The organism is Loktanella sp. PT4BL (assembly GCF_003201935.1).
In the GTDB taxonomy this organism is placed as follows: Bacteria; Pseudomonadota; Alphaproteobacteria; order Rhodobacterales; family Rhodobacteraceae; genus Yoonia.
In genome coordinates, this window is sequence record NZ_QJJL01000001.1 from 531,860 (window position 1) to 557,266 (window position 25,407).

24 protein-coding genes are annotated in these 25,407 nt (G+C 60.0%); 12 read left to right on the forward strand and 12 right to left on the reverse strand.

Features of this window, described 5'->3' with window-relative positions:
• Positions 1-46: 46 nt before the first annotated feature.
• The 3 genes from C7964_RS02580 to cobN are packed head-to-tail and all read right to left on the reverse strand — an operon-like array spanning position 47 to position 5,082.
• The gene (locus C7964_RS02580; protein WP_110278112.1) at positions 47-712 is read right to left on the reverse strand and encodes a YrbL family protein; all 666 of its coding nucleotides are present in this window, start codon (positions 710-712) and stop codon (positions 47-49) included.
• Between the two features lie 25 nt (positions 713-737).
• Positions 738-1,346: a cob(I)yrinic acid a,c-diamide adenosyltransferase gene (cobO, locus tag C7964_RS02585; RefSeq protein ID WP_110278533.1), complete on the reverse strand. Its 609-nt coding sequence runs from the start codon at positions 1,344-1,346 to the stop codon at positions 738-740.
• Positions 1,347-1,380: 34 nt separating this feature from the next.
• On the reverse strand, positions 1,381-5,082 hold the full coding sequence (cobN, locus tag C7964_RS02590) for a cobaltochelatase subunit CobN (RefSeq protein WP_110278113.1): 3,702 nt from the start codon (positions 5,080-5,082) through the stop codon (positions 1,381-1,383).
• Between the two features lie 47 nt (positions 5,083-5,129).
• Between cobN and C7964_RS19865 the strand changes: the two genes are divergently transcribed.
• Positions 5,130-5,294, forward strand: coding sequence for a hypothetical protein (locus C7964_RS19865; RefSeq protein WP_055295866.1), 165 nt, complete (start codon positions 5,130-5,132; stop codon positions 5,292-5,294).
• 2 nt (positions 5,295-5,296) lie between these two features.
• Here the strand turns inward: C7964_RS19865 and C7964_RS02595 are convergent, their stop codons facing one another.
• The 3 genes from C7964_RS02595 to C7964_RS02605 all read right to left on the reverse strand — a co-directional run bounded on the left by C7964_RS02595 (position 5,297) and on the right by C7964_RS02605 (position 7,357).
• Positions 5,297-5,746 (reverse strand): GNAT family N-acetyltransferase, encoded by a 450-nt coding sequence (locus tag C7964_RS02595; RefSeq protein ID WP_110278114.1) that lies wholly within the window; start codon positions 5,744-5,746, stop codon positions 5,297-5,299.
• Positions 5,743-6,810 carry a cobalamin biosynthesis protein CobW gene (cobW, locus tag C7964_RS02600; RefSeq protein WP_110278534.1) on the reverse strand — a complete coding sequence of 356 codons (1,068 nt, stop codon included), beginning with the start codon at positions 6,808-6,810 and terminating at the stop codon, positions 5,743-5,745. The genes C7964_RS02595 and cobW overlap by 4 nt, the downstream gene beginning before the upstream one ends.
• A gap of 70 nt (positions 6,811-6,880) precedes the next feature.
• Complete coding sequence (locus tag C7964_RS02605) at positions 6,881-7,357, reverse strand: hypothetical protein (RefSeq protein WP_110278115.1); 477 nt, start codon at positions 7,355-7,357, stop codon at positions 6,881-6,883.
• Between the two features lie 272 nt (positions 7,358-7,629).
• Between C7964_RS02605 and smc the strand changes: the two genes are divergently transcribed.
• The gene (smc, locus tag C7964_RS02610; RefSeq protein WP_110278535.1) at positions 7,630-11,085 is read left to right on the forward strand and encodes a chromosome segregation protein SMC; all 3,456 of its coding nucleotides are present in this window, start codon (positions 7,630-7,632) and stop codon (positions 11,083-11,085) included.
• Positions 11,086-11,137: 52 nt separating this feature from the next.
• Here the strand turns inward: smc and C7964_RS02615 are convergent, their stop codons facing one another.
• The 4 genes from C7964_RS02615 to C7964_RS02630 all read right to left on the reverse strand — a co-directional run bounded on the left by C7964_RS02615 (position 11,138) and on the right by C7964_RS02630 (position 14,598).
• Positions 11,138-12,304 carry a lytic murein transglycosylase gene (locus tag C7964_RS02615; protein ID WP_110278116.1) on the reverse strand — a complete coding sequence of 389 codons (1,167 nt, stop codon included), beginning with the start codon at positions 12,302-12,304 and terminating at the stop codon, positions 11,138-11,140.
• A gap of 91 nt (positions 12,305-12,395) precedes the next feature.
• On the reverse strand, positions 12,396-13,298 hold the full coding sequence (gene cbiB / locus C7964_RS02620) for an adenosylcobinamide-phosphate synthase CbiB (RefSeq protein WP_110278117.1): 903 nt from the start codon (positions 13,296-13,298) through the stop codon (positions 12,396-12,398).
• Positions 13,295-14,230, reverse strand: coding sequence for a threonine-phosphate decarboxylase (locus C7964_RS02625; protein WP_110278118.1), 936 nt, complete (start codon positions 14,228-14,230; stop codon positions 13,295-13,297). Before C7964_RS02625 ends, cbiB begins: the two co-directional genes overlap by 4 nt.
• On the reverse strand, positions 14,227-14,598 hold the full coding sequence (locus tag C7964_RS02630) for a DUF1636 family protein (RefSeq protein ID WP_110278536.1): 372 nt from the start codon (positions 14,596-14,598) through the stop codon (positions 14,227-14,229). The genes C7964_RS02625 and C7964_RS02630 overlap by 4 nt, the downstream gene beginning before the upstream one ends.
• 198 nt (positions 14,599-14,796) lie before the next feature.
• Between C7964_RS02630 and C7964_RS02635 the strand changes: the two genes are divergently transcribed.
• A complete protein-coding gene (locus C7964_RS02635; RefSeq protein ID WP_110278119.1) occupies positions 14,797-15,189 on the forward strand; it encodes a response regulator in 393 nt (130 codons plus the stop codon).
• On the opposite strand, the gene C7964_RS02640 is transcribed toward C7964_RS02635, so the two are convergent.
• The gene (locus tag C7964_RS02640) at positions 15,149-16,126 is read right to left on the reverse strand and encodes a glutathione S-transferase family protein (protein ID WP_110278120.1); all 978 of its coding nucleotides are present in this window, start codon (positions 16,124-16,126) and stop codon (positions 15,149-15,151) included. The two genes, C7964_RS02635 and C7964_RS02640, sit on opposite strands and share 41 nt — an antisense overlap.
• Positions 16,127-16,430: 304 nt before the next feature.
• Here C7964_RS02640 and C7964_RS02645 point away from each other — a divergent pair, with 304 nt between their 5' ends.
• The 8 genes from C7964_RS02645 to C7964_RS02680 all read left to right on the forward strand — a co-directional run bounded on the left by C7964_RS02645 (position 16,431) and on the right by C7964_RS02680 (position 23,601).
• On the forward strand, positions 16,431-16,649 hold the full coding sequence (locus C7964_RS02645; protein WP_110278121.1) for a DUF6732 family protein: 219 nt from the start codon (positions 16,431-16,433) through the stop codon (positions 16,647-16,649).
• Positions 16,646-17,878 carry a sirohydrochlorin chelatase gene (locus C7964_RS02650; protein ID WP_110278122.1) on the forward strand — a complete coding sequence of 411 codons (1,233 nt, stop codon included), beginning with the start codon at positions 16,646-16,648 and terminating at the stop codon, positions 17,876-17,878. The genes C7964_RS02645 and C7964_RS02650 overlap by 4 nt, the downstream gene beginning before the upstream one ends.
• Before the next feature lie 27 nt (positions 17,879-17,905).
• Positions 17,906-18,541 carry a precorrin-8X methylmutase gene (locus tag C7964_RS02655; protein ID WP_110278123.1) on the forward strand — a complete coding sequence of 212 codons (636 nt, stop codon included), beginning with the start codon at positions 17,906-17,908 and terminating at the stop codon, positions 18,539-18,541.
• 62 nt (positions 18,542-18,603) lie between these two features.
• Positions 18,604-19,806 (forward strand): precorrin-6y C5,15-methyltransferase (decarboxylating) subunit CbiE, encoded by a 1,203-nt coding sequence (gene cbiE, locus C7964_RS02660; RefSeq protein ID WP_110278537.1) that lies wholly within the window; start codon positions 18,604-18,606, stop codon positions 19,804-19,806.
• Positions 19,803-20,504, forward strand: a complete 702-nt coding sequence (gene cobI / locus C7964_RS02665) for a precorrin-2 C(20)-methyltransferase (RefSeq protein WP_110278124.1) — start codon at positions 19,803-19,805, stop codon at positions 20,502-20,504. The genes cbiE and cobI overlap by 4 nt, the downstream gene beginning before the upstream one ends.
• Positions 20,495-22,303 carry a precorrin-3B C(17)-methyltransferase gene (gene cobJ / locus C7964_RS02670; protein ID WP_110278125.1) on the forward strand — a complete coding sequence of 603 codons (1,809 nt, stop codon included), beginning with the start codon at positions 20,495-20,497 and terminating at the stop codon, positions 22,301-22,303. Before cobI ends, cobJ begins: the two co-directional genes overlap by 10 nt.
• 93 nt (positions 22,304-22,396) lie before the next feature.
• On the forward strand, positions 22,397-23,164 hold the full coding sequence (gene cobM, locus C7964_RS02675) for a precorrin-4 C(11)-methyltransferase (RefSeq protein WP_110278538.1): 768 nt from the start codon (positions 22,397-22,399) through the stop codon (positions 23,162-23,164).
• Between the two features lie 89 nt (positions 23,165-23,253).
• A complete protein-coding gene (locus C7964_RS02680) occupies positions 23,254-23,601 on the forward strand; it encodes a hypothetical protein (protein WP_110278126.1) in 348 nt (115 codons plus the stop codon).
• Between the two features lie 2 nt (positions 23,602-23,603).
• Here the strand turns inward: C7964_RS02680 and C7964_RS02685 are convergent, their stop codons facing one another.
• Positions 23,604-24,776: a MalY/PatB family protein gene (locus C7964_RS02685; RefSeq protein ID WP_110278127.1), complete on the reverse strand. Its 1,173-nt coding sequence runs from the start codon at positions 24,774-24,776 to the stop codon at positions 23,604-23,606.
• 108 nt (positions 24,777-24,884) lie between these two features.
• On the opposite strand from C7964_RS02685, the gene def reads away from it, so the two are divergent.
• Positions 24,885-25,406: a peptide deformylase gene (gene def / locus C7964_RS02690; RefSeq protein WP_110278128.1), complete on the forward strand. Its 522-nt coding sequence runs from the start codon at positions 24,885-24,887 to the stop codon at positions 25,404-25,406.
• The last annotated feature ends 1 nt before the right edge of the window (position 25,407 follow it).

A 25,407-nucleotide genomic window follows, 5' to 3' on the forward strand; every position in this document is an offset into this window, starting at 1 on the left:
CTCCGGCAATGATCGTGGTTGAGATGGGCGGGTCGCGGCGGTGACATCATTCACCTGCGGCGCGTTGGAAGCTGCGGTTCTTGCGATCCCATACCAAACCGGTCCGCTTGGCCAATATCTTGAAGCTGTCATGAAGCCCCAACGCGTTTGCCCAGCGCCCCATCGAGCGAACGGGCAGAGCGTGTATGTCACCGAACCCGTCGACCAACACACACTCATATCCCGCCTCGCGATAGCCAAAGACAAGGTTATGAGGTTTTAGATCACCGGCGCGGATGCCGAGTGTAAAGCACTGGGTCACAAAAGTATTGAAAAGGCGAAGCTCTTCTTCTTCGAACCGCCCTTGCTGTAGCAAGGTCTTCATGGTCTCACCCACCCCGCCTTGCGCGCCCGAGACGCGCTCTGCGACGCAGGCCAAACCGCGGTTTGTCGGTGCGAGACCATATAGATGAGTAATAGGCAGGCGCATTTGTGGTTCAGGGAAGCGCAAACGAATGCGCAGGTATTCATCGTACTCCTTACGGATCAGACGCAGGCGGGCATCAGGCAAGAGCCATGTCGAGATGTCGCGGAACGTAAACCGAATGCGTTGGTTTGAGATGTCACGCAGCACCTTGAGAAGTTTTGTGGGGTCGGAGGGATGCTGATAGACATCACGCTCACTGCCACTTGCGATGTAGTCGCTGTCGCTCAGTTTGATTACATGGTGCATCTGACAGCCTCCGGCACTGAACGCCTTAGTATTCCACACCAATTTGCGCCTTGATGCCCGACCGGAAAGGGTGTTTGACCAGTTCCATTTCAGTCACAAGATCAGCCAGTTCAATCAGGTCTTCGTGGGCGTTGCGGCCCGTCAGGACCACATGGGTCATTTCCGGTTTATGGTCGCGCAGGAAGGCGACAACCTCGGCGGCGCTCACGTAATCATAGCGGATCGCGATGTTGATTTCATCGAGCAGGACCATGTGATTTGTCTCGTCCAGGATCAGCTCTTTGGCTTTGGCCCAGGCGGCCTGTGCCATTTCGGTGTCGCGGGATTTGTCCTGCGTTTCCCAGGTGAAGCCTTCGCCCATGGTGTGGAACGCGCAGGTGTCGCTGAATTTAGCAAGGATCAGGTCGCGTTCGCCGGTGGACATACCGCCTTTGATGAACTGGACGACCGCGCATTTCATGTCATGGGCGATACAGCGGAAGATCATGCCGAACGCGGCAGAGGATTTGCCTTTGCCTTTGCCGGTATGGACGATAACCAGCCCTTTCTTGTCGGTCTTTGTCGCCATGATCTTGTCGCGCGCGGCCTTCTTCTTGGCCATTTTCATCGCGTGGCGGTCTTTATCATCCGTCATGGTATTCACTTTCGATCCGTGGGTTTCAGCCACCCTACAATAATCCTGCGATGCGCGCACGGGCGGAGTTGGATTTGGGTTGCCAGAGGTTGCGGTCAATCGCCTCTTGCAGGCGCTGCGCGATTTCCTTCAGCGCTGGTGCATTGGCATCGGCGATGAAATCCCGCGTGGCCTCGTCCTTGATAAAGGCCTCTTCGACCAGATCGAAATGGTGGTTGCGCACCGCACCCGTGGTGGCGGCAAAGGCGAAGAGGTAGTCCACAGTTGCCGCGATCTCGAATGCACCTTTGTAGCCGTGCCGTTTCACGCCGTCGATCCATTTGGGGTTTACCACGCGGCTGCGCACGACGCGGCCGATTTCGTCCTCCAGTGTGCGGATGACGGGCCGCTCAGGGCGCGAGTGGTCGTTGTGGTAGATCGGCCGCTCCTGCCCTTGCAGCGTGCTAATGGCGGCGGCGGCCCCGCCTTCGAACTGGTAATAATCGTCACTGTCCAGGATATCGTGTTCGCGGTTGTCCTGATTCTGCACGACTGCTTCGGCTTGTGTCAGCCGCGCCTCAAAGGCTTTTCGGTCCTTGCGGCCCTCAGCGCCTTTGCCGTAGGCGTAGCTGCCCCATTCCAGATAGGCCTCGGCGAAATCCGATTTATCCGCCCAGATGCGTTCGTCGATCAGTGCCTGCAGGCCAGCCCCATAGGCACCGGGTTTTGAGCCGAAAACGCGGGTCTGGTCTTCGCCCGCTTTTGCGCGCGCGGCGGCAGGGTTCAGATCAACGGGTTCATCCATGTCTTGCACCGCACGTGCGGCGCTATCGACGAGCGCGATCAGTTGCGGGAAGGCATCGCGGAAGAAACCGGAGATACGCAAGGTCACGTCCACGCGGGGGCGGCCCAAGACGGATTGGGGTAGCACCTCGAACCCCGTGACACGACGGTTGGCACTGTCCCATGTGGGTTTGACACCCATGAGTGCCAGCGCTTGGGCGATATCGTCGCCACCTGTCCGCATATTGGCGGTGCCCCATGCGGTGACCAGCAGGCTGCGGGGCCAGTCGCCGTGGTCTTGCAGGTGTTTTTCGATCAGCAGGTTTGCAGACTTCCAGCCCAAGGCCCAAGCGGTTGGCGTTGGCACGGCGCGGCTGTCGACCGAGTAGAAGTTCCGCCCCGTCGGCAGCACATCCATGCGGCCGCGTGTCGGTGCGCCGGATGGACCGGGGGCGACGAAATGGCCATCCAGTGCGCGCAGAAGGGCCGCGCCTTCAGCAGCGCCGCAGGCCTGCACCGTGGGCAGGATATGGTTGTGGATTTCGCCCAGCACCGCCGCGCTCATCGGCCCTGGCGGGCGCTCTTCGCGGGAGACGAGGCGTTGGGAGAGGTTCTCGAGTTTTTCGACCGTATCGCCGTTTGTGCGCCATGTGGTGCAATCGGACAGCGTGACTGGTTTTTGCGGTGGTGCATCTGCCATATCGCAATCGAGCGGGTCGATGCCGAGTGCGAGATCTGCGGCCAGTGCGCGCAAGAGGGACGCGTCTTTGCCTTTGCCATCGCCACGCGGGACGCGGGCCAGGGCAATCGCGAGATCGCGTTCTTGTTGGCCTGTCGGGGATTGCCCGAAAATATGCAGCCCGTCGCGGATTTGTGCCTCTTTGAGTTCGCAGAGATAGGCGTCAAGTTTCCCCAGATCGCCGTCCTGGTCGCCGGTGAAGCCCGCGTCCTTGGCCAGGCCGGTCACATCAGAGAGTGACAGGATTTCACGGCGGAGGTGGTCTATGCGGCGGGGATCGACGCCTGCCGCTTCATAGTACTCGTCAACCAGTGCTTCGAGATCGCGCAAGGGCCCATAGCTTTCCGCGCGCGTCAGCGGTGGGGTCAGGTGGTCAATGATCACGGCCGATGCGCGCCGTTTGGCTTGGGTGCCTTCGCCGGGGTCGTTCACGATAAAGGGATAGATATGTGGCGTCGGGCCAAAGACTGCCTCAGGCCAGCAGGTCTCGGAAAGGGCTACGGCTTTGCCCGGCAGCCATTCGAGGTTGCCGTGTTTGCCCATGTGCACGATGGCATCCGCACCCCAGTAGTGGCGCAGCCAGAAATAGAAGGCCAGATAGTTGTGCGGCGGAACAAGATCAGGGGAGTGGTAGGTGTCGGTGGGGTCGATGTTATAGCCCCGCGCCGGTTGCAGGCCGACGAGGGCGTTGCCGAAACGGTGGATGCTGAGGGCAAACCCTGTTTTCGCGGGCTCTGTCGGAGCCTCCGGCGGGAGTATTTTCGGCAAGATGATAAAGGGGTCATCTTCGGGTTTGCCCCAGCGCGCTGTGATCTGTTCTTTGATGTCCCATGGCAGGGCCTCAAAGTAAGTCAGGTAGGTGTCGAGAGGGAGGATTTCGCCCCCTTCCTTGTCCGCGCGGTCGGTCAGCCAATTGGTAGGGCCTGCCATGATTTGCGCCATGAGTGCTGCACTGTCGGTGGGCGGCGTGACGGTGTGGCCCTTGTCTTTCATCAAGTTCAGCACGTGAACTGTGGCCGCAGGCGTGTCGAGGCCAACACCATTGGCGAGCCGGCCGTCTTTGTTGGGATAGTTGGCGAGGACCAGTGCGGTTTTTTTTGTCGCGGCGGGTGTGTGGCGCAGGCGGGCCCAGTTTTTGGCCAGTTGCGTGACAAAATCAATCCGGTCGCCGCGGGCCTGATAGGTGGCGATGGGGCATTCGGTGGCCTCATCAAAGAAGGCCTCGCCTTTGAAGCTGACAGCGCGGGAGAGGATGCGCCCGTCGACCTCTGGCAAGGCGACGTTCATAGCGATATCGCGGGCGGTGAGACCATGGAGACCTTCGGCCCATGACGCCTCGGCGGCACCGGAGAGGATGACCTGAAAGATGGGTGCGTTGTTGCTGAGGAGCGGATTTTCGGGGCTGTCATCACCGTCATGCGGGCTGCCCACGGCAAAGGCGGTGCAATTCAGGATCACGTCCGGCGCTGCTGCGTCGAAGATCTGGTTAAGCGTGGCGGTGCTGACGGGGTCTTTGAGGCTTGCTACGAAAATGGGCAGCGGGTTCAGCCCTGCGCGTGCCAGGCTGCGCGTCAGACGGTTGATCGGATTCAGACCGCCGCCTTGGACCAGCGCGCGGTAGAAGATGATCGGCACGATAGGTCCGCCTGTTGTCCAGCCGGATTGTGCTGCAGCCAGATCAGCGATCCCGGCGCCCGGCCAATAGACGCCTGCGCGCAGAAGCGGCCGCGGCGGATTGGGTTTTTCGCCGCCATCCAGCATTGCTTTGGCATAGGCGAGAAGGTTGGTGGTGTTTTCGGGGCCGCCTTCGACTAGGTATGACCACAGCGTGTCATAGTCTTCCGGGCTGATGGTCGAGAGTTCGCGCAATTCAGGGTCGGGTTTGTCGTCACCAGGAAGGGCCGCAAAGGGGATACCCGCTTCGCGCAGACGGGCAGCGTATTGGGTGAGGCCGTATTTCCAATAGCCTGCGCCACCCAGAATACGCGCGATCACCAGTCCTGATTTTGTGGCGCAATCATCCAGATGCAAATCGACCGACATCGGGTGCGTCAGATGCATCATGTTCGCCAGTCGCAAGCCGGGAGGATTTGCCATCTCGGCGCGGGCCTCGGCCAGCGCGGCGAGTTCTGTGTCGGCTGCGGAGATGATCACCACATCGGCAGGGGTTTGTCCCAGATCGACCGGTTCGCTGCCGTCGCTGATTGCACCGGGTGTTGCTGCTAGCAGGTGCATTCGTTTTGCCCCCGTGCTAAAGCGCGCGCAAACGTGAAAGAGAGATCATGGATTACAAAGCCGCAGGAGCGCCGAAAATGGGCAAGAAAGCCCCCAAGCACGAAGAGCATAATGCACATGGATCGGGCAAAAAGCCCTTTGGTGCACGCGAAGACAAGGCCGCTTTGCTGGCGCGCATGAAAAAGGCGGCGGCAGAGAAGAAGAAAGGCTGAGGTCACAGCGCTTTCTCCATGAAGATCGAGCTTTTGGCGCTGGCGTAATCGCCGAAGACACTGCATTCAACAAAACCATGCCGCGCGTAGAGCCTGTGCGCGGCCTTTAGAACGTTGCCTGTTTCGAGTTTGAGCATGCGCAGGCCCTCGTCGCGGGCGGTGTCTTCGATCTGGCGGAGCAATGCGGCGGCGATGCCTTTGCCCCGCGCGGTTTCGGACACGAACATGGATTTGACCTCGCCGTAGTCCGCTTTCACCATCAGAGCGCCTGTGCCCAGAATATCATCGCCCATCCGTGCGGTGTAGAAGTGGATGTTGGGGGCTACCAGATCGTCGATATCGAGGTAAAAGTTGTCCTCGGGTGGGAACAGGCTTTGCATCAAGGCGTGGCTTTGCTTGAGCAAAGCGGTGGCCTGTGGATGGTGGGGGTCTGTTCGCGCAACGATGATCATGCTTGCAGGGCGGCGGTGATCGTGGCTCGGTCGAGGCCAGCTTCGCCGATCACGACGAGCCGCGTTTCGCGCAGGGCGGTACCAAAGGGTTGGTCGAAATAGGTGTCCACACGGGGGCCCACGGCCTGCAAGGTCAGGCGCATGGGTTTGCCTGCGACAGCGACAAAGCCCTTCAGGCGCAGAATGTTGTTGGCGCGGATCACATCGGCAACTTGTGCTGCAAAGGCGCTTGGATCGGCGATTTCGCCGCGGCTGACGATGAAGCTTTCGAATTCATCGTGGCCGTGCTCATGCGCGTGATCGTGATCGTGATCGTCTTCTTCGTCGTCATGGTGGTGATGGTGATGGATTTCATGGCGCGCAGCCAGATCGGCCTCGGCCCCGATCCCTTGCCCCAAGAGCACATCAACAGGCAAAGCGCCCATCGAGGCTTTGATGACCTGTACGCCGTCACGCGCCTCTGATTTCAGCTGCGCGGTCAGCGCATCAGCCTCGGCTGGGTCCAGCAGGTCGATCTTGTTCACTACGATCATATCGGCGCAGGCGACCTGATCTTCAAAGAGTTCCGACAGGGGTGTTTCGTGATCAAGGTTTTCGTCCAGCGCGCGCTGGGCATCCACGGCGGCGACGTTATGGGCAAACTGGCCGTCGTGGACGGCGCGGCCATCCACAACGGTCACAACGCCATCCACGGTGACTTTCGTCGAAATGCCGGGCCAATTGAACGCGCGCACAAGCGGTTGTGGCAGGGCAAGGCCGGAGGTTTCGATCACGATGTGATCTGGTTTGTTTTCCCGCGCGAGCAAAGCTTCCATGGTGGGAATGAAATCATCGGCCACGGTGCAGCAGATACAACCATTGGACAGCTCAACGATATCATCCTCGGAACAGACCTCATCGCCACAGCCCTTGAGGATATCACCATCGACGCCAAGATCGCCAAACTCGTTGATGATCAGCGCGATCCGCTTGCCCTGTGCGTTTTGCAGCATGTGGCGGATCAGGGTCGTTTTGCCGGCTCCGAGGAAACCTGTGACAACTGTGGCTGGTATCTTGGCGGGCATATCGGGGTCCATTCCATAACGCGTGTGACGGACCCCTTTCTTGCGTTACCTCGCACGAGTTGCAAGAGGGCTATTCGATCACAAATGTCTCTTCGACGAACAAAGGTTCTCCATCCACGACCCAGACCTTGTGATCATTGCCGCCCAGATACATGTGAACGGTCACTTCGCCCTTGGGCAGGTTCACCAAATGGCGCATCGGTGCGTATAGGCGACCCACGTTTTCCCCGTTGATAAAGAGGTGCCCGTGGCCTGTTCCTGGCTCAACCGCCTTGTTGACATCTTCGGGTGTCATCTCAAAGCCGTCGAGGGTGACAAAGAGGTTATGTCCAGAGGCAGGATCGGGCTGCAGATCAAGTGCGACAGTCGGCGCTGGCAGATCGGCGGGCCAGATATTCTTGCGATCGTCGCTGAGCGTATCATATGGCGCGGAACCCATTTGGTGCCCGCTGTGCGCACTACTCGCGATCAAGTCACTGCCATTGAGCACTGTGCCTACAAACGTGCCCGCCGCCAGACCGACGACAAGAAAAGTGATATTGCGCATTGGTTTCCCCTAGGTCACGATCTTCCGGTTTATATGGATTTTCTTACGTGAAGGTAAGGCAATTGGATGCATTGGCAAGGACAGCATCTCATCGACCACCCGGTCGCGCGGTACCCTACGCAGGCATGGAAACGCGCAAAAACCTGTAAAAAGCCGCAATATGTTGTGGATAACATGGCGGAACATGGCACATGCGGGGTTGGGGGCGTTGACTCGTGCAGTCTTGCGAGGCGATGCTTTCGCTGGTCGAGGAATCATACAGGCAAGAATCGTTGCGCTTTAGCAAACTCAGACTGAATGGCTTTAAAAGCTTTGTGGACCCCACCGATCTGATCATCGCGGATGGTTTGACCGGTGTCGTGGGTCCCAACGGCTGTGGCAAGTCGAATTTGCTTGAGGCGCTGCGCTGGGTCATGGGTGAAAACCGCCCCACTGCGATGCGCGGCGGCGGGATGGAAGACGTGATCTTTGCAGGCGCCGCCACGCGGCCTGCGCGCAATTTCGCGGAAGTCTCCTTGGTCATTGATAACGGTGAGCGTCTGGCACCTGCCGCGTTTAACGATAATGACAACCTTGAGATCATCCGCCGGATCACCCGTGATGCGGGATCGGCCTATAAGGTGGGTGCCAAGGACGTGCGCGCCCGCGATGTGCAGATGCTCTTCGCCGATGCCTCGACCGGTGCCCATTCGCCGGCTTTGGTGCGGCAGGGGCAGATTTCGGAACTGATCAACGCCAAACCCAAGTCGCGCCGCCGTATTCTCGAAGAGGCGGCGGGGATTTCGGGCCTGTACCAGCGTCGCCATGAAGCCGAGTTGAAGCTGAAGGGGGCAGAATCAAACCTGACACGTGTGGATGACGTGATCGACCAGCTGGCGGCCCAGTTGGGCCAATTGGCGCGGCAGGCCAAGCAGGCTGCGCGGTATCGCGAGATTGGTGACAAACTGCGCCGTGCCGAGGGGATGTTGCTGTTCCGCCGCTGGAAAGAGGCGGATGAGGCGCTCTTGGCCGCGGCCGAACAGTTGCGCGAACGCACAACCGCAGCGGCACAAGCCGAAAAAGCTGCGCGCGAAGCCGCCAAGACCCGTGCGCGTGCCGAGGAGGCCTTGCCGCCTTTGCGCGAGGAAGAGGCGATTGCGGCGGCTGTGTTGCAGCGATTGCAGGTACAGCGCGATACCCTGAAGGATCAGGAACAGCGCGCACTGGACATGATCGAGACGCTGCGTGGCCGCATTGATCAGCTGACCCGCGATATGGAACGCGAAAGCGGGCTGAACAAGGATGCGGGCGAAACGATCGCGCGGCTGGAATGGGAAGCGCGCGAAATTGAGAAGGCAGGCGAAGGCCATGAGGACCGCCTGAAAGATGCACAAGATGCAGCGCGTGAAGCGGCAGGTGTTTTGCAACAACGCGAGGCCGATCTGTCGCAACTGACCGAAGATGTGGCGCGGCTTGCGGCGCGTCATCAATCTGCGCAGCGCCTGCTGGATGATAACCGCACAACGTTGCGCAAGCACGAAGACGAGGCGGCGCGCGCAAAGGCGGCCATGAAAGAGGCAGAGGCGGCATTGGCGAAGGCCGAGGCCGATTTCGCCACTGCGGGTGCAGCAGAGAAAACGGCCGTTGCAGCGGCAGAGGCCGCCGATGTTGCGTTGAACGAAGCGGAAAGCGCGCGGGCCGCAACGCAGGCGCGCGAAAGTGATGCGCGTGCCTTGCGCTCCGAGGCCGAGGGCGAGGCGAATGCGCTGCGTGCCGAGGTGGCTGCGCTGGCGAAACTTGTCGAACGCGACACGGCAGAGGGAGGGCAGGTGCTTGACCTGCTGCGCGTGCAGGGCGGCTATGAAAAGGCGCTGGGCGCTGCATTGGCGGATGATCTGCGTGCGCCGGAAGTGGCTTCAGATGCCAAATCTGGCTGGGCTTTGCTGCCCGGATATGCGGCGCCGCAAACGCTGCCGGAAGGTGTGAAGGCGCTTACAAACTATGTCACGGTCCCCGCCGTCTTGGCGCGGCGCATGTCGCAGGTCGGTCTGGTGGATGCAGCTGACGGGCCGCGTTTGCAGGCCGATCTGAAACCCGGTCAGCGGTTGGTATCGGTTGAGGGTGACCTATGGCGGTGGGACGGGTTCCGCGCGGGTGCGGAAGATGCGCCTTCAGCAGCAGCACTGCGATTGCAACAGCTGAACCGGTTGACCGAGTTGAAGCGGGATCTCGAAGAGGTGTCTGCGACGGCCCATGGAGCGGCACAGGCGCATGAAAGCCTGACTGCATTGTTGAAGCAACAGACCGAAGCGGATCATGCCGCACGGCAGGCCCGTCGCAATGCAGACCAAGCTGTCGCAGATGCCAACCGTGCGGCCAGTCGCGCCGAGGCCGAGCGCAACCTGTCACAGGGCAAGCTGGAAAGCCTCGGGTTGGCGGTGAAACGCAATGAGGAAGAGGCGCTGACGGCGCGGCGCGCGTTGGCGGAGGCCGAGAAGGCGGCGCAGGATCTGGGCGATCTGGATGCGGCACGTGCGTCGGTTGAAGACATCAAGATGACGGTCGAGGCCGCGCGGATCACGATGATGTCGCGCCGCTCTTCCCATGACGAGGTGCGCCGCGAAGGTGAAATGCGCCTCAAGCGCAGTCAGGAGATCACCAAAGAGATCAGCGGCTGGAAGCATCGTCTGGAAACCGCCAACAAACGGACGGCGGAGCTGGCGCAGCGCAAGGAAGAATCCGAGGCGTCACTGGTTGAGGCCAGTGCAGCACCAGAGGAAATTGCCGCCAAGCGTGCCGAACTGGCGGATGCGATTGATGAGGCGGAGACACGGCGCAAGGCCGCGGCAGACAAGCTGGCCGAGGCTGATAGCGCCCTTCGTGATGCCGGCCATCATGAGCGTGACGCCGAACGTTTGGCTTCCGAGGCCCGCGAGGCCCGCGCGCGATCAGAAGCGCGGTCTGATGCAGCTAAAGAGACTGTAGCCTATGCCGCCGAGCGGATCATGGAAGCGCAGGAGGTCACGCCCCAGAAGCTTCTTGAGACGCTTGAGATGGATGTGGATCAGATGCCCGCGTCCGAGATGGTCGAGGGGCAGGTGAATGCGCTGAAGCGGCAACGTGATGCGTTGGGTGCGGTGAACCTGCGGGCCGAGGAAGATGCCAAAGAGGTGCAGGTCGAGCACGACGCTTTGGTCAGCGAAAAGGCCGATCTGGAGGCCGCGATTGCGGCGCTGCGCTCGGGCATTGCGAGCCTGAACCGTGAAGGCCGTGAGCGGTTGCTGACAGCCTTCGAGCAGGTGAACGAGAACTTCGGTTTGCTGTTCACCCATTTGTTCGGCGGCGGAGAGGCGAAACTGGTTCTGGTTGAATCCGATGATCCGCTTGAGGCGGGGCTTGAGATTATGTGTCAACCGCCGGGCAAGAAGCTGAGCACGCTGTCACTGTTGTCGGGTGGCGAGCAGACTTTGACAGCATTGGCGCTGATCTTTGCGGTGTTCCTTGCGAACCCTGCGCCGATCTGCGTGCTGGACGAGGTGGACGCGCCGCTTGATGACGCCAACGTCACGCGCTTCTGTGATCTCTTGGACGAGATGACACGCCGCACCGAGACCCGTTTCCTGATCATCACCCACCATGCGGTGACGATGAGCCGGATGGACCGGTTGTTCGGTGTGACCATGGGCGAACAAGGCGTGTCGCAGCTTGTGTCGGTGGACCTGAAAAAAGCGGCGGCGATGGTGGCCTGAGCCGGAGCCTCCGGCGGGGATATTTAAGGGGCCAGTAATAACAAAAGTGCCTTTATAGCCGGTTCAAGAGGTCGATTGTGGGCCAAGCGTCGGCAGGTAGGCCGAGGCGAATTTGTTCGGCTTGCACGGCGGCCCGTGTCATCGCGCCCAGGATGCCGTCAATGCCGCCCACGTCATGGCCGCGCTGGGTGAGCTTTTGCTGGAGTTGCTGCATTTGCTGGCCGCTCAGCGCCGGTGTCGGGTTGCCCGCATCATAGACCGCCGCGCCGCCAAGCCGTGTTGCGAAATAAGCAGCCGTGGTGACGTAGACGAAGCTTTTGTTCCAGTCGAAGTAGACCTCGAAATTCGGGTAGGCGAGGAAGGCAGGGCCATCGCGTCCCATAGGGAGCAGCACCGAGGCCTGAAGGTTTGCAGGCCCAAGCGCGCCTTCGCGGGCCCGCACGCCGCGCGCGGCCCAGTCGCGCACGCTGGCCTTGTGGTTCAGTCCGGTTTGCGCCCAGTCGAGGTTTTCGGGGACAACAATCTCTTGCAGCCAGGGTTCATTCGGCCGCCAGCCCAAGGATGACAGCACATTTGCGCCTGTCATCAGCGCATCTGCCGATGAGCCTTTGAGATCGACAATCCCGTCTCCGTCGCCGTCCATACCTTGGCGGATGATTTCGCGCGGCAGTTTCTGGAGTTGCCCGATTTCGCCGGCCCATGCCCCAGTGGTTGACGCCGGGTTCATGCCGCCGCGGCGGTAGAGTTCAATTGCAGCGATCAGTTGGGGGCGGAAAAGCTCTGGTCTGCGGCAATCATGTGCCAGTGTCAGCAGCGCGTTGCGGGTGTTGAACGATCCCTGCACCTGCCCGTAGTCGGTCTCGAAAGCCCAGAAGGCCAAGAGCACGCCGCGCGGGATGCCGAAACGTGCTTCGATTGTGTCGAAGGTACTGTCCAGCCTTTGCCCATAGATGCGCCCGTTGTCGATCCGGTTCTGGCTGATCAATGCTCGCGAAAAGCTGATGAAATCACGTTGGAACACGCCTTGCGCACGGTCGGCGTTGATCACGGCCTGATCCAGTTGCGCGCCCTCGAAGAACGCATCGACGGTTTGGGCCGGGATGCCTGTCGCGCGTGCTTCAGCTTTGACACCTTCGAAAAAGGGACCCACCGGACCGCCGCAGGTTTGCGCGCTGGCGGTGCTTGCGAGAATGGATAGAGCGAAAATGGCGCTGCGCATTGAAATCTCCGTGGCAAGAATATGCCTGCAGCGTATCAGTGCGGTTGTGCAGCGCAAGGCTAGCCCCTTGCGCAGGTGGGAATATTGCCGATCAGGACAACGCGAGGGCGGCAATGAATGCCAGTGCGAGGGTCAGTGCCCATGTACGCCAGAGTGTCTGAACCGCGCGATCAATATCATCCGGTCCCAGCGAACGTTCCCCTTCTGCATTCACAAAGGGGTATGGCTGCATGATGCCGTCATAGCTGCGCGGACCGCTGAGCGCGATATTGAGACCATGCGCCATTGCCGCTTCGGGCCAGCCTGCATTGGGCGAGCGGTGCAACGGGGCTTCGCGCAGGATCGCGCCTAAGTTGGGCCGCGATGTGACAGCCCAGATCATCAGGGCGGTCAGCCTTGCAGGGATCAGGTTAAGGAGGTCATCAAGCCTGGCCGCAGCCCAGCCGAAATCCTCGTGTCGGGGGGTGCGGTAGCCGATCATGCTGTCGGCCGTATTGGTGATTTTATAGATCAGCAGGCCGGGCAGGCCCGCGACGGCAAACCAGAAAATGGGTGCGGTCACCCCGTCAGAGAGGTTTTCCGCGGCACTTTCAATGGCCGAGCGGGCGACGCTGGGGGCATCCATATCCTTCGTGTCGCGTCCGACGATCATCGCAACGCTACGGCGGGCGTCGCCAAGGGACAGGCGCAGGGCGTCTGCGACGGCTTGTACGTGATCAACAAGCGAGCGTTGCGCCAGCAAAATCGCGACGATGATCACATCGAGCAGAGATCCTGGCACACTCTCGATGATCCATCCCAGCATCGCGGCCATGGCGCAGAGCGCAAGCATTGTAAGGAAACCTGACTGTTTTTTGTGTTCGCCTGTGTTGAAGCGCGCATCGCACCACCCGATCACGCGCCCCATCAAGACTGCGGGGTGCGGTATGCGTGACCAGAGCCAGCGCGGCTCTCCCAAAAGCGCATCAAGGATCATGCCAAGGATAAGGGTCAAAGTGCGGCTTCCAGTTGTTCCCAGCGGTCTGGTGCGGGCAATCCGAGGCGCAACCAGTCAGGGGCATAAGGGAATGTTCGCGACCAGACGTGGCCTCTGGCAAGTCTGGTTTGAAGGGTTGTGGCCTCATCCACTTGGTAGAGCCGGAAGAGCGAGGTGCCGCCAACCAACGCCGCCCCCGTTTGTGTCATCAGCCTGTCCATCCGTGTTGTGTCATCTGCCAGTCTGATGCGGGTTTCATCAGCCCATGCAGGATCGGAGAGCGCTTCGGCGCCGATGGCGAGGGCGGGGCCGGATATCTGCCACGGTCCCAGCAGGTCGCGCAGTTTGGCAATGATGACAGGATCGCCGATGGCGAAGCCAAGGCGTAAACCGGCAAGCCCCCAGAACTTGCCGAAGCTCTTGACTACAACCGTGCCGGGGCGTGCTGCCAGATGGATCAGCGACTGATCGGGTATGATGTCGCAGAAACTCTCGTCAATGATCGTATAAGCGGCATCCAGATCGCTGGCCTGCCAGATGTGTCCGTCGGGATTGTTGGGGTGTACCGCGACCAAAGCGTGGCTTGGGTCTTGACCCAAACGCCACCCTGCTGCGGCAAAAGCTGCGCCATGTTCGTTATACGTGGGGCCGGGGATACAGACCGCGCCTGTCGGAATGACACGGGGCAGCGCTGCAATAATGGCTGAGGCGCCAGCCGCACCGAGGATTGCGGCATCCTCGGGAACGTTCCAGAAGCGCCGCGCGAGCGCGTAAAGCCGGTCGAAGGCAGCCTCGTCCGGCAGTGCTGTCCATGCGTCATGCGGGAGGGCAGGCATGGGATATGGCACCGGATTGATGCCCGTTGAAAGATCCAGCCAGCCGGCACGGTCACCACCGTAGGCCGCAATGGCGGCATCGATGCCGCCCCCATGATCGCGCTTCTCTATCATTCTTTTGGCAATGGCGGGTGACGGGTGACGAAATGGCCCTTCACCGCCTGCGGCCATGTCCGATAGGGCACTTGCCCCGTGTCCGACTCCGCGTGGGCTGCAGCGTAGGCGACAATACCTTCTGCCGCCTCGCGCGACGGGGTGAATGTGCCCAAAGTGTAGTTCAACTTGCCTTCACCCTGGATTGCGACGTTGCAAGCGTTCTTGCAGCCCATCAAGCATGATACGCGCCGTGTTTTGACCGCTTCTATACCGCTCGCTGCAGTCTCGATCAATTCAGCCAGCACTTCCCCGTCGGTTTGGGCCATGTCGCCCGCGTCCCAGCCCTCTTGTTTGCAGGTGTCGCAGATCGTGATCCAGGTTGTCATGCTTTTTGGCCCAATATTTTTGCGGTTCTTCAAGCGGATTTTCGCCTCGCTTTCAAGCGAATGCGCGTAAGCCTGCCTTTTAGGATAGGTGCCGTCTTCACGTTAACACTTCGTTAACACATTGGGCACAGTGCTGTCCTACCAGGGTTAAAAAACCATCAACTTAATTCCTAAAACTGTCTCGAACGGGGAGTAATTATGCGCGCACTGATTGTCCAACGAAATGAAAATCTCGGAGGCGTTTGGCAGCGGCATCTTGAGCGGCTTGAGGTAGATGTCACCCTTGTTCAAAGGGCGGCAAGGGCGTTGAACCTGATCTCCCGGGAAATTTTCGACGTGATCGTACTGGATCTGATGCCTGCCGAGGGCAGTGCATTGGCGGTCGCCGATCTGGTCCGTTTTCGGCAACCGCGCGCAAATATCGTTTTTGTGACCGACACCACCTTCTTTTCAGATGGGTCAATCTTCAACTACGCCGCCAACGCGCGCGCCTTCGTCAAAACCGCAACGCCGCCGCAGGACCTTGCGGCGATCGTCCACCACTATGGCACTACTGCCCTCGATCATGCGGCGCGTCGTAATCCAGTGTAGGATTGATTGGCAGAATACGGTGCGGGTTAATCGTGTCGTGACTATAGTGATAATGCCGCACGATATGTGCCATATTCACGGTCTCGGCTACTACCGGCATCTGGTACAACTCGCGCATGAACCCTGAAAGGTTCGGATAATCCGCGATCCGCTTGCGATTGCATTTGAAATGCAAATGATAGACCGGATCAAACCGCACCAGCGTAGTCCAGAGGCGCCAGTCCGCTTCTGTCAGGCGATCACCCATCAGGTAGCGGTTTTCGCCAAGACGCTCCTCGAGCCAGTCGAGCGTGTCAAAGAGCGGATAGACCGCTTTGTCATAGGCCGCTTGCGTTGTCGCAAAGCCGGATTTGTAGACGCCGTTGTTCAAGGTGTCATAAATCCGGTCATTGACCGGAGCGATGGCGTCGCGCAGTTCTTCCGGCCAGTAATCATCGGTATTGCCCGTGATGTGGTCAAAAGCAGAATTCAGCATCCGGATAATCTCTGAGCTTTCGTTGGAGACAATCGTTTCGCGTTCTTTATCCCACAGAATGGGGACGGTGACGCGGCCGTTCATATCGGGCAGCGCCTTGAGATAGATATCGCGTGCGAAGGGCACGCCATAAAGCGTATCTCCTGTGGCGCCGTCCTCATCGGTTTCGAAGGTCCAGCCATCAGAAAGCATGTCAGGATGCACAGCAGAAATGCTGATATGGTCGGTCAGGTCCTTCAACTGCCGAAAGACCAGCGTGCGATGCGCCCAGGGGCAGGCGTATGACACATAGAGGTGATAGCGACCGCTTTGTGCTGCAAAGCCGCCCTCGCCGGAAGGGCCCGCTGATCCGTCTGCTGTGATCCAGTTGCGAAACTGAGCTTCCTTGCGCTCGAATGCGCCACCGGATTTCTTGGTATCGTACCAGACGTCATGCCAAACGCCATCTACAAGCTGACCCATCTTATCATCCTTTCGTTGTTGAGCCTCGACCTAGCCCGCCTGCGCCATAAAACAAAGGTCCGTCAGGGCGCATGCTTGGTGCATGAGTGCACAGGAGGGTGTTGTGGCCTGCCGCCACAAGGCATGATTGCGTCGCTTAAGCGTTTGCTCCTGCGTGACGCACTGTCTATACAGATGCCGACGAAGCCGCGCTGCGGCCAGAGAGGTTGGGGATGGAACGGTTGACCCAAAACGGGAGCCGGACATCACATCGTCAAGACCCGCCTGTCGGGGCCTCTTGTGATGACAGAAACGGAGGATGCCCATGCGGGGACTGCTGATACTTTTCTTTCTTTTTGCCGGAACATCGGCTTTTGCGCATCCGGGTCACTGGGCCGAGGTCGCGGGTCATGGTCATTGGGTTGCAGGTGCGGCTATTGCGCTGGCAGGTCTGGTGGCCCTTTGGGGTGAGTTGAAAAAGAAGAAAGAAGACGCAGAGCCAGAGGACGAAGAGCTGGAAGAGCTGGAAGAGGAAAGCGCATGAAAACCGGCGTCATGATCTGCGGCCACGGATCGCGCAGTCAATCCGCCGTTGACGAGTTCGCGACCCTGGCGGACAAACTGCCCGCATATCTGCCGGATGACTGGATGACCGAGTATGGCTATCTGGAATTTGCCAACCCTGTGATCCGTGACGGTCTGGACAAGCTGCGCGAGGCCGGGTGCGCGCGCATCTTGGCCGTGCCGGGCATGCTCTTTGCCGCGATGCATGCCAAGAACGATATTCCCACGGTTCTGAATACTTATGCAGCCAAACACGGGATCGCGGTGCAATACGGGCGCGAATTGGGCGTTGATCCCAAGATGATCGCGGCCGCTGCAGGCCGTATTCAGGACGCTGTTGATCAAGCCAACGCGGACCATGGCGCGCTGCCCCTGACCGAAACCTGTCTTGTTGTGATCGGGCGCGGTGCATCAGATCCTGATGCCAACGGGAATGTGGCCAAGATCGCGCGGATGCTGCAAGAGGGTTTGGGCTTTGGCTGGTGCGAAGTGGGCTATTCCGGCGTGACTTTCCCATTGGTCGAACCCTGCCTGCAACATGTGGCGCGCCTGCCTTACAAGCGCGTCATTGTGTTTCCGTATTTCCTCTTTTCGGGCATCCTGATCGACCGGATTTACGGCTTCACAGATCAGGTGGCGGCCGAACACCCCGGCATCCAGTTTGTCAAAGCGGGATATCTGGGTGATCACCCCAAGGTGCTGGAGACTTTTGCTGAACGGATCATGGAACAGGTCAGTGCGACGCCGCCGCCCAACTGCGGCATCTGCGGCTATCGCAGCCAGGTGCTGGCGCTCGAAGAGGGCAAAAGCCACAAAATCAGCGCCGAGGACCGCGCGCACCCTGCCTTTGGCGCTGTGCCGCCGTCCACCTGTGTGATGTGCAAATACCGCACCGCTGTTCTGGGCTTCGAGGGCGAGGTCGGGGCCGTGCAGGAAAGCCACCACCATCATGTCGAAGGCCAAGGTGCCAGCGCGCCCGGATCGAACGTGGCCGATTGCAGCCTGTGTGACACCTTCTGCACCGGTATGTGCCGCCTTGTGGCTGCGGATCATCAACATGATCACCACCACCATCATCACGACCACGATCACGATCATGACCACGATCACCACCACCATCACGAACATGATCACCACCATGCGCCTTATCCTCATGCGAAGCATCCGCATGGTCCCGAAAGCGCGCGCAAATCCAAAGCCAGGACCTAAGGTTCACGGCAAGCGAAAGACAGCAATTTGCGCCCCTACGAAAAAGACCCTTCCGCGATCTACGCGCAAAGCTTTGCAACGGTCCGCGATGAGGCGCGGCTTGAGAGGTTCGCGCCTGCGATGCAGCCACTGATCACGCGGCTGATCCATGCCTGTGGTATGATCGAGGTCGCGGACCGGCTGGCTTTTTCGCAAGATGCTGCGGATGCCGGGCGCGCAGCGCTTGCCGCTGGTGCGCCGGTGCTCTGCGATTGCGAAATGGTGGGTGCGGGGATCATCCGCCGCTACCTGCCCGCAAACAATGAGGTGATCGTCACGCTGAACGATCCCGCGGTGCTGGGTTTGGCGCAGCATATCGGGAATACACGCTCTGCTGCTGCGGTGGAGCTGTGGCGCGACCGCATCGCGGGTGCAGTGGTCGCTATCGGTAACGCGCCGACGGCGCTTTTCCATTTGCTTGAGCTGCTTGATGCTGGCTGGCCGAAACCTGCGGTTATCCTTGGTTTTCCGGTGGGTTTCGTCGGTGCCGCTGAAAGCAAAGCAGAGCTGGCCGCAAACCCGCGCGGTTGTGACTATGTCGTCCTGCGCGGGCGGCGCGGTGGTTCCGCGATGGCTTCGGCAGCAGTAAATGCTTTGGCAGCGGGGCTACCGGAAGATGTATAACCATGCGCTTGTCAGCCCCTGCGGGCCCTCCGCGCGAAGCCGCCGCCAGAGGGCGCCAAGCGATGACTGATCCCTGGCTTCATATCGTGGGGATTGGCGAAGACGGGATGGAGGGGCTTGTCCCTGCAACCCGCGCCGTGGTCGAGGCCGCCGAGGTGATCATTGGCGGTGACCGGCACCATACGCTGACGGAAACGGTTACTGCAGAGCGTCTGGCATGGCCGCACCCCTTTGATGCGCTGATTTCGACGATTGAAAACCTGCGCGGCAGGCGTGTTGTGATCCTTGCGACCGGTGATCCGCTCTGGTTTTCGGTGGGCGCGCGGATCGGACGTGCGATAAATCCGGCCGAGATCGTATACCACCCGCAGCTTTCTGCCTTTCAGTTGGCGGCGGCGCGCATGGGCTGGTCCCTGCCGGATGTTGAGACGCTCACGGTGCATGGTCGTCCGGTCGAGCAGATGATCGCCTTTATCCAGCCTGATGCGCAATTGCTGGTGCTGACGACAGGGGCCGAAACCCCCGCCCAGATCGCCCGTTTCCTGACCGAGCGCGGCTTTGGCAAATCCCGCATGACGGTGCTTGCCGCGATGGGTGGCAAGGATGAGGCCCGCTTTGACGGGTTGGCCGAAAGTTGGGGTCACACCGTGCCCGCGTTCAATACGCTTGCTGTTGAATGTGTCGCGGCACCTGATGCAGCGCTCCTGCCGCGTGTGCCGGGGCTGGCGGATGATCTGTTCCTGTCTGACGGCACGATGACCAAGCAGGAGGTGCGCGCCGCCACGGTCGCCAAGCTGATGCCGATGCGCGGGGCGCTCTTGTGGGACATCGGCACAGGCTGTGGATCGGTGGCAATCGAATGGATGCGCGCTGCACGCTATGCCCGTGCGATCGGGATTGAACCGCGTGCGGACCGGCGCGCCATGGCTGCCGCCAATGCGCTGGCGCTGGGCGTGCCGAAATTGGTTTTGGTGGAAGGGTCCGTGCCCGCGGCGCTGATTGGGCTGGACGCACCGGACGCTATTTTTATCGGCGGCGGTCTGAGCCGCGAGACCTTTAATGCGGCTTGGGCGGCTTTGCGTCCCTTGGGCCGGTTGGTGGCCAATGCCGTGACGCTGGAAAGCGAGGCAGAGCTGATTGCGCTGCACAAAGATCATGGCGGTGATCTGGTGAAACTGCAGGTCCACCGCGCAGAGCCTGTGGGCCGTCTGACGGGCTGGCGTCCGTCGATGCCGGTCACCCAGTGGAGCCTTGTGAAGCGATGACAGGGATTTTGTATGGTGTGGGGGTCGGGCCGGGTGCGCCTGATTTGATGACACTGCGCGCCGCGCGGCTGATTGAGGGTGCAGACGTCGTGGCCTATCCCACACTTGCAGGGGCTGCGAGTTTCGCACGGGCGATTGCTGCGGATTTGATCGCGCCTGATGCACAAGAGATCGTCATGGATGTGCCCATGTCGGTGGAACGTGCCCCAGCACAGGCCGCCTATGACAAGGGAGCGGCAGAGATTGCGGCGGCCCTTGATGCGGGGCGTGATGTTGTGTGCCTGTGTGAAGGCGATCCGTTCTTTTACGGGTCTTTCATGTATCTCTTTGCCCGACTTGCAGAAAGGTACCGCGTTGAGATTGTGCCTGGCGTGACCTCGGTTACTGCCTGTGCCGCGCGTGCGCGAATGCCACTGGCGGCGAGGAACGAGCGTTTGACAGTGCTGCCCGGACCTTTGCCAGAGGACGAACTGCGCGCGCGTATCGAAGGTGCGGAAAGCGTTGTGATCATGAAGGTCGGGCGGCATCTGGCCAAGATCAAGGGTGTGATTGATGCCCTCGGCCTGACCGAAGGTGCGGTTTATGTGGAGCGTGCAACGCTGCCGGAAGAGGTGGTTTTGCCGCTGGCGGATGCGCCGGAAAAGGCACCGTATTTTTCAATGATTTTGCTGACAAAAGGGGCCGATCCGTGGCTGTAAAACCCGTCGTATTGGCGCTTTCGCGCTCTGGTGAGCCGACAGCCCACAAGGTCGCCGCTGTGCTTGGTGCCCAGGTCCATGGGCGCGAGGGCCGCGTTGATCAAGCGGATGCTTTCTTTGCCAATGCACTGGATCATGCGCGCGATCTGTTTGCGGCGGGTGTGCCGATTGTGGGGGTTTGTGCCTCGGGTATTCTGATCCGGGCGGTCGCCCCGCTTCTGGCGGATAAGACGACCGAACCGCCGGTGATTTCCGTGTCCGATGACGGGGCTGTTGTTGTGCCGCTTTTGGGCGGGCATCGGGGTGCCAACAGGCTGTCGGCGTCGATTGCGCAGGCGCTGAACGCCGTATCAGCGGTGACAACCGCGGGTGATGTGGCCCTCGGGATTGCACTGGATGAGCCACCTGCGGGCTGGCGTTTGGTGAACCGTGGCGATGCCAAGGCCGCGATGGCGGGGTTGCTGGCCGGTGGTGGTGCGCAGGTGACGGGCGACGCGCCGTGGCTTGCCGATTTGCCAAAGGGTGACGGGTTGCGCTTGTCTTGTACGATGGCGCATCAGGATGATCTGGGGGAAGACCATTTGCAGTTCGCCCCACAGCGGGTGGCTTTGGGTGTGGGTTGTGCGCGTAATTGCCCGCCTGCGGAATTGGCGGACTTGGTCAGGGATGTCCTGCAAGAGGCGGGGATTGCGCACGAGGCTGTGCATTCGGTCAATACGATCACGCTGAAAGGCGATGAGCCTGCGATTATTGCTTTGGCAAATGATCTGGGTGTGCCGATGCGGCTGTTTGAGGCCGAAGCACTGGAGGCGGAAACGCCGCGTCTGGCGCATCCGTCCGACGTTGTGTTTGCCGAAGTCGGCACGCATGGCGTGGCCGAGGCCGCCGCACTGGCGCAGGCCGGTGCGCAGGGCGAATTTCTGGTGACCAAGCGCAAGACAGCGAATGCGACCTGTGCGCTTGTTGTGACGCCGGAGCCTGTGGTGGAACTGGCGGGCCGTGCGCGGGGTCGCTTGTCCGTCGTCGGCATCGGACCCGGTCAGGCAGCATGGCGCACGCCCGAGGTATCGCGATTGGTGTCTGAGGCCGAAGAGCTTGTGGGCTACGGGCTTTATATTGATTTGCTGGGGCCCTTGGCCGTGGGCAAGGCGCGGTCGGATTTTCCGTTGGGTGGGGAAGAGGATCGCTGCCGCTATGCGCTGGAACAGGCAGGGCAGGGCAAGAACGTGGCGCTGGTCTGTTCGGGTGACGCTGGCATTTATGCGATGGCGGCACTTGTGTTCGAACTGTTGGATCGCGGACCCGACCAGATGGGGGTGTCGGATGCGGCGCGCCGTGTCGAGGTTGTTTGCTCGCCCGGTGTGAGTGCGTTGCAAGGGGCGGCAGCGCGCGCCGGTGCACCTTTGGGCCATGACTTCTGTGCGATATCGCTGTCCGATTTGCTGACACCGCGCGAAGATATTGTGAAGCGGCTGAAAGCCGCAGCGATGGGCGATTTTGTGATCGCGTTCTACAATCCGGTGTCGATGCGCCGTCGGACGCTTTTGGCGGAGGCACGCGAGATCCTTTTGCAGCACCGCCCGCCTGAAACGCCGGTGATGTTGGCCTCGTCCTTGGGGCGGCCGGAGGAACATGTGCGCTATCGCCGTTTGGATGAGTTGCAGGTGGATGAGGTGGATATGTTGACGGTTGTTTTGGTGGGCTCGTCGCATTCAAAGCTGGCGGCTCTTGGCGAAGGGCCACGGATGTATACGCCGCGCGGATATGCGCGCAAGATTGACGGGGATCTGGCGGGATGACGCTTTTTGGCTGGCGCCAAATGCGCCCCACCCGCCGTCCCGATGCGCGCCGCGCGGAAGTTTGATTGGACATGGAAAGATGAGGGTCTTGCAATGACCGTATTTTTTATTGGTGCAGGACCGGGCGATCCGGAGTTGCTGACGCTGAAAGCGGCACGGATCATCGGGGAATGCCCCGTCTGTCTTTATGCAGGTTCTTTGGTGCCTGCCGAAGTGGTCGCCTGTGCGCCCGACGATGCCTTGGTGATGGATACCGCGCCTATGACTTTGGATGATACCCACGGCGTGATCTTGCAAGCGCATGCCAAGGGCCAGAATGTCGCGCGTGTGCATTCGGGTGATCCGTCGCTTTATGGTGCGATTGCCGAGCAGATCCGTCGCCTGAAGGCGGACGGTATCGACTATCAGATTATCCCTGGTGTGCCTGCTTATGCTGCGGCCGCCGCTGCTCTGGGCACGGAATTGACCGTGCCGGAAGTGGCGCAATCCATCATCCTGACCCGCATGTCGATGAAATCGACAGGCATGCCGGCAGGTGAGACGCTTGAGAATTTTGCGCGGACCGGTGCGACGCTGGCGATCCATCTGGGTATTCGGGCCTTGCGCGAAATCGAGCGGCAACTGGTCCCGTTTTATGGCGAGGATTGTCCGGTTGCAGTGATTTACCGCGTGGGTTGGCCTGATCAGATGATCATTCGTGGCACGTTGACGGATGTGCGCGAAAAGGTGCGTGCAGCCAAGATCACACGGACCGCGCTGATTCTTGTGGGGCCCGCCTTGTCCGATTCGCACGGGTTTCCGGACTCTGCGCTCTATGATGCGGCCAAGCCGCATGTGTTGCGACCACGTGTGAAAGCCTGAAATTAAGGCCTTTCTGCACTGCGGCGGATTTTGTCATTTGAATTTTAACTTTCTGGGGTCATCTTCTGACATGTCTGGAGGGACATGTTATGTTTACGTTTTTGCCTGATGCGGTTCGTCAGGGTCTGGAAGAGGCGCGCAAAGCTGCATTGAAGCGCAAAGATCGTTTGTCGGTGCAGGATGGCGACCAAAGTTACCGGATCCGCAGGTTCTGGGATGGTGGCTTTGCCTTGGATCTTGAAGGGTCCGAGCGGTTGCGCGGGCATGTCGATATCTATGACGGACCAAAGCACCTTTACACCTGTCTTGTCGTGTCTTCTGTCGATGAAGAGAACGAAAGGGTGTTCGAGTTCAAATGGGCCACCCCCGTTGCCTCCGGCCCTGCCGCCGATTTTGTGCGCCCGGATTTTGTTCCGGCCGGTTTGATCGGGCGTTAACGCTACTGCAGGTCTGCGAAAGCGGCCTGCATCCTGCGGACTGCCTCTTCGACAATGGCCGTTTGCGTGGCAAGGTTGAAGCGCATGAAGCTTTCACCGCCAGCACCGAAAGTGGGCCCTTGGGACACGGCGATTTTGGCTGTGTCCCTGATACGCGCTGAGACCTCTTCATGGCTCATGCCGGTGTCTTCGAAACTGACCCACCCCAAATAGGTAGATTGCAGCGGCATCGACCAGACCCCGGGGATTGCATTGATACCTGCGTCGAAAATCTCGCGGTTTTTTTGCAAATGGTCGATCTGCGCGTCTGCCCATGCCGCACCTTCCACAGAATATGCGGCGGTGATCATGGCCACGCCAAGTGCGGAAGGGTTGTAGTCGAGCATCGCAAGGCGCTTTTGCATGGCACTACGCAATGTTGGATCAGGAATGATCATATTGCCTGTCCGCTGACCCGCAATGTTGAACGTTTTCGATGCCGCAGTCAGATAGATGGTATTGTCTGTGTCGTCCGGCGCTGCGACAGCCGTGGGCACAAAGCAATGTCCAGCGTAGACAAGATCATGATGGATCTCGTCACTGACAAGCAGCAGCCCGTTTTTGCGTGCAAAGGCAGAGACCGCGCGCAGTTCATCTGCTGTCCAAACGCGCCCCGAGGGGTTTTGTGGTGAACACCAGATCAGCATTTTTTCGCGCCCGGTCAGCCGCGCTTGGGCATCGTCCAGATCCAGCATATAGGTATCGCCCTGACGGACCAGCGGGCATTCGGTAACGACCCTGCCGGCTTTATTCACCTTATGTGCGAATTCGTGATACACGGGGCTGAAGATGACGGCGGCGTCACCCGGTTCTGTCCAGACGTCAAGGCAGAGCGCAATCGCGTTGCCGAGCCCCTGGGTCGTCAGAATCCAGTCTTTGTCGATGGACCAGCCATGACGGGTTTGCATCCACCACTGGATCGCACTGAAGTAGGCGTCATCTGCGAATGTATAGCCAAAGACGCCATGTTCAGCGGCCGCCTTCAGCGCCTCTATCACACAAGGCGCTGTGGCATAGTCCGAATCTGCCGTCCACATTGCCAGCCCGTCCTTTGGCGAAACGCCATAAAGCCTTTCCATCAGGTCCCACTTGGTACTGTTGGTTCCGCGACGGTCGACGGGCGTGTTGAATGACATGGGCTGCTCCTGAATTTTCAACGGCAAATTGCGGTGTTGCGAAACGGGGTGCAAGCCAAAATTCGTGCTGTGCTTGCGATGGGCGGCGCGACGCATTAGATCACCGCCATGGCACTGAAAAAAATTCTTATCCATCCCGATCCGCGCCTGAAAAAGGTCGCTACACCTGTGACTTCGGTGAACGACGAATTGCGTCGTCTCGCCGATGACATGCTGGAAACAATGTATGACGCGCCCGGTATCGGGCTTGCCGCGCCGCAGGTCGCGGTCATGGACCGGATGTTGGTCATGGATTGCGCCAAAGAGGATGATGCAACGCCAGAGCCGATGGTGTTGATCAACCCGGAAGTGGTTTGGACGTCGGACGCGCGCAACGTCTATGAGGAGGGCTGTCTGTCGATCCCCGAGCAATACGCAGAGGTCGAGCGCCCTGCTGAGGTTGAAGTGTCGTGGATGGGTCTTGATGGCAAGTCAAGACGCGAGCGGTTTGACGGGCTCTGGGCGACCTGTGTGCAGCATGAGATCGACCATCTGGATGGTAAATTATTCATTGATTATCTGCGTCCGCTGAAACGGCAAATGATCACGCGCAAGATGCAGAAACTGAAACGCGAAATGGCGCGGGGCTGAC

Bases quoted from the DNA above. Each gene is read 5' to 3' on its own strand.
- def (WP_110278128.1), top strand. From the start codon at position 24,885: ATGGCACTGAAAAAAATTCTTATCCATCCCGATCCGCGCCTGAAAAAG.
- C7964_RS02615 (WP_110278116.1), bottom strand. From the start codon at position 12,304: ATGCGCAGCGCCATTTTCGCTCTATCCATTCTCGCAAGCACCGCCAGC.
- cobM (WP_110278538.1), top strand. From the start codon at position 22,397: ATGACCGTATTTTTTATTGGTGCAGGACCGGGCGATCCGGAGTTGCTG.
- cbiE (WP_110278537.1), top strand. From the start codon at position 18,604: ATGACTGATCCCTGGCTTCATATCGTGGGGATTGGCGAAGACGGGATG.
- C7964_RS02650 (WP_110278122.1), top strand. From the start codon at position 16,646: ATGAAAACCGGCGTCATGATCTGCGGCCACGGATCGCGCAGTCAATCC.
- cobI (WP_110278124.1), top strand. From the start codon at position 19,803: ATGACAGGGATTTTGTATGGTGTGGGGGTCGGGCCGGGTGCGCCTGAT.
- C7964_RS02605 (WP_110278115.1), bottom strand. From the start codon at position 7,357: ATGCGCAATATCACTTTTCTTGTCGTCGGTCTGGCGGCGGGCACGTTT.
- C7964_RS02635 (WP_110278119.1), top strand. From the start codon at position 14,797: ATGCGCGCACTGATTGTCCAACGAAATGAAAATCTCGGAGGCGTTTGG.
- cobW (WP_110278534.1), bottom strand. From the start codon at position 6,810: ATGCCCGCCAAGATACCAGCCACAGTTGTCACAGGTTTCCTCGGAGCC.
- C7964_RS02645 (WP_110278121.1), top strand. From the start codon at position 16,431: ATGCGGGGACTGCTGATACTTTTCTTTCTTTTTGCCGGAACATCGGCT.
- C7964_RS02625 (WP_110278118.1), bottom strand. From the start codon at position 14,230: ATGATAGAGAAGCGCGATCATGGGGGCGGCATCGATGCCGCCATTGCG.
- C7964_RS19865 (WP_055295866.1), top strand. From the start codon at position 5,130: ATGGATTACAAAGCCGCAGGAGCGCCGAAAATGGGCAAGAAAGCCCCC.
- C7964_RS02580 (WP_110278112.1), bottom strand. From the start codon at position 712: ATGCACCATGTAATCAAACTGAGCGACAGCGACTACATCGCAAGTGGC.
- cobN (WP_110278113.1), bottom strand. From the start codon at position 5,082: ATGCACCTGCTAGCAGCAACACCCGGTGCAATCAGCGACGGCAGCGAA.
- C7964_RS02680 (WP_110278126.1), top strand. From the start codon at position 23,254: ATGTTTACGTTTTTGCCTGATGCGGTTCGTCAGGGTCTGGAAGAGGCG.
- C7964_RS02630 (WP_110278536.1), bottom strand. From the start codon at position 14,598: ATGACAACCTGGATCACGATCTGCGACACCTGCAAACAAGAGGGCTGG.
- C7964_RS02640 (WP_110278120.1), bottom strand. From the start codon at position 16,126: ATGGGTCAGCTTGTAGATGGCGTTTGGCATGACGTCTGGTACGATACC.
- C7964_RS02685 (WP_110278127.1), bottom strand. From the start codon at position 24,776: ATGTCATTCAACACGCCCGTCGACCGTCGCGGAACCAACAGTACCAAG.
- cobO (WP_110278533.1), bottom strand. From the start codon at position 1,346: ATGACGGATGATAAAGACCGCCACGCGATGAAAATGGCCAAGAAGAAG.
- C7964_RS02595 (WP_110278114.1), bottom strand. From the start codon at position 5,746: ATGATCATCGTTGCGCGAACAGACCCCCACCATCCACAGGCCACCGCT.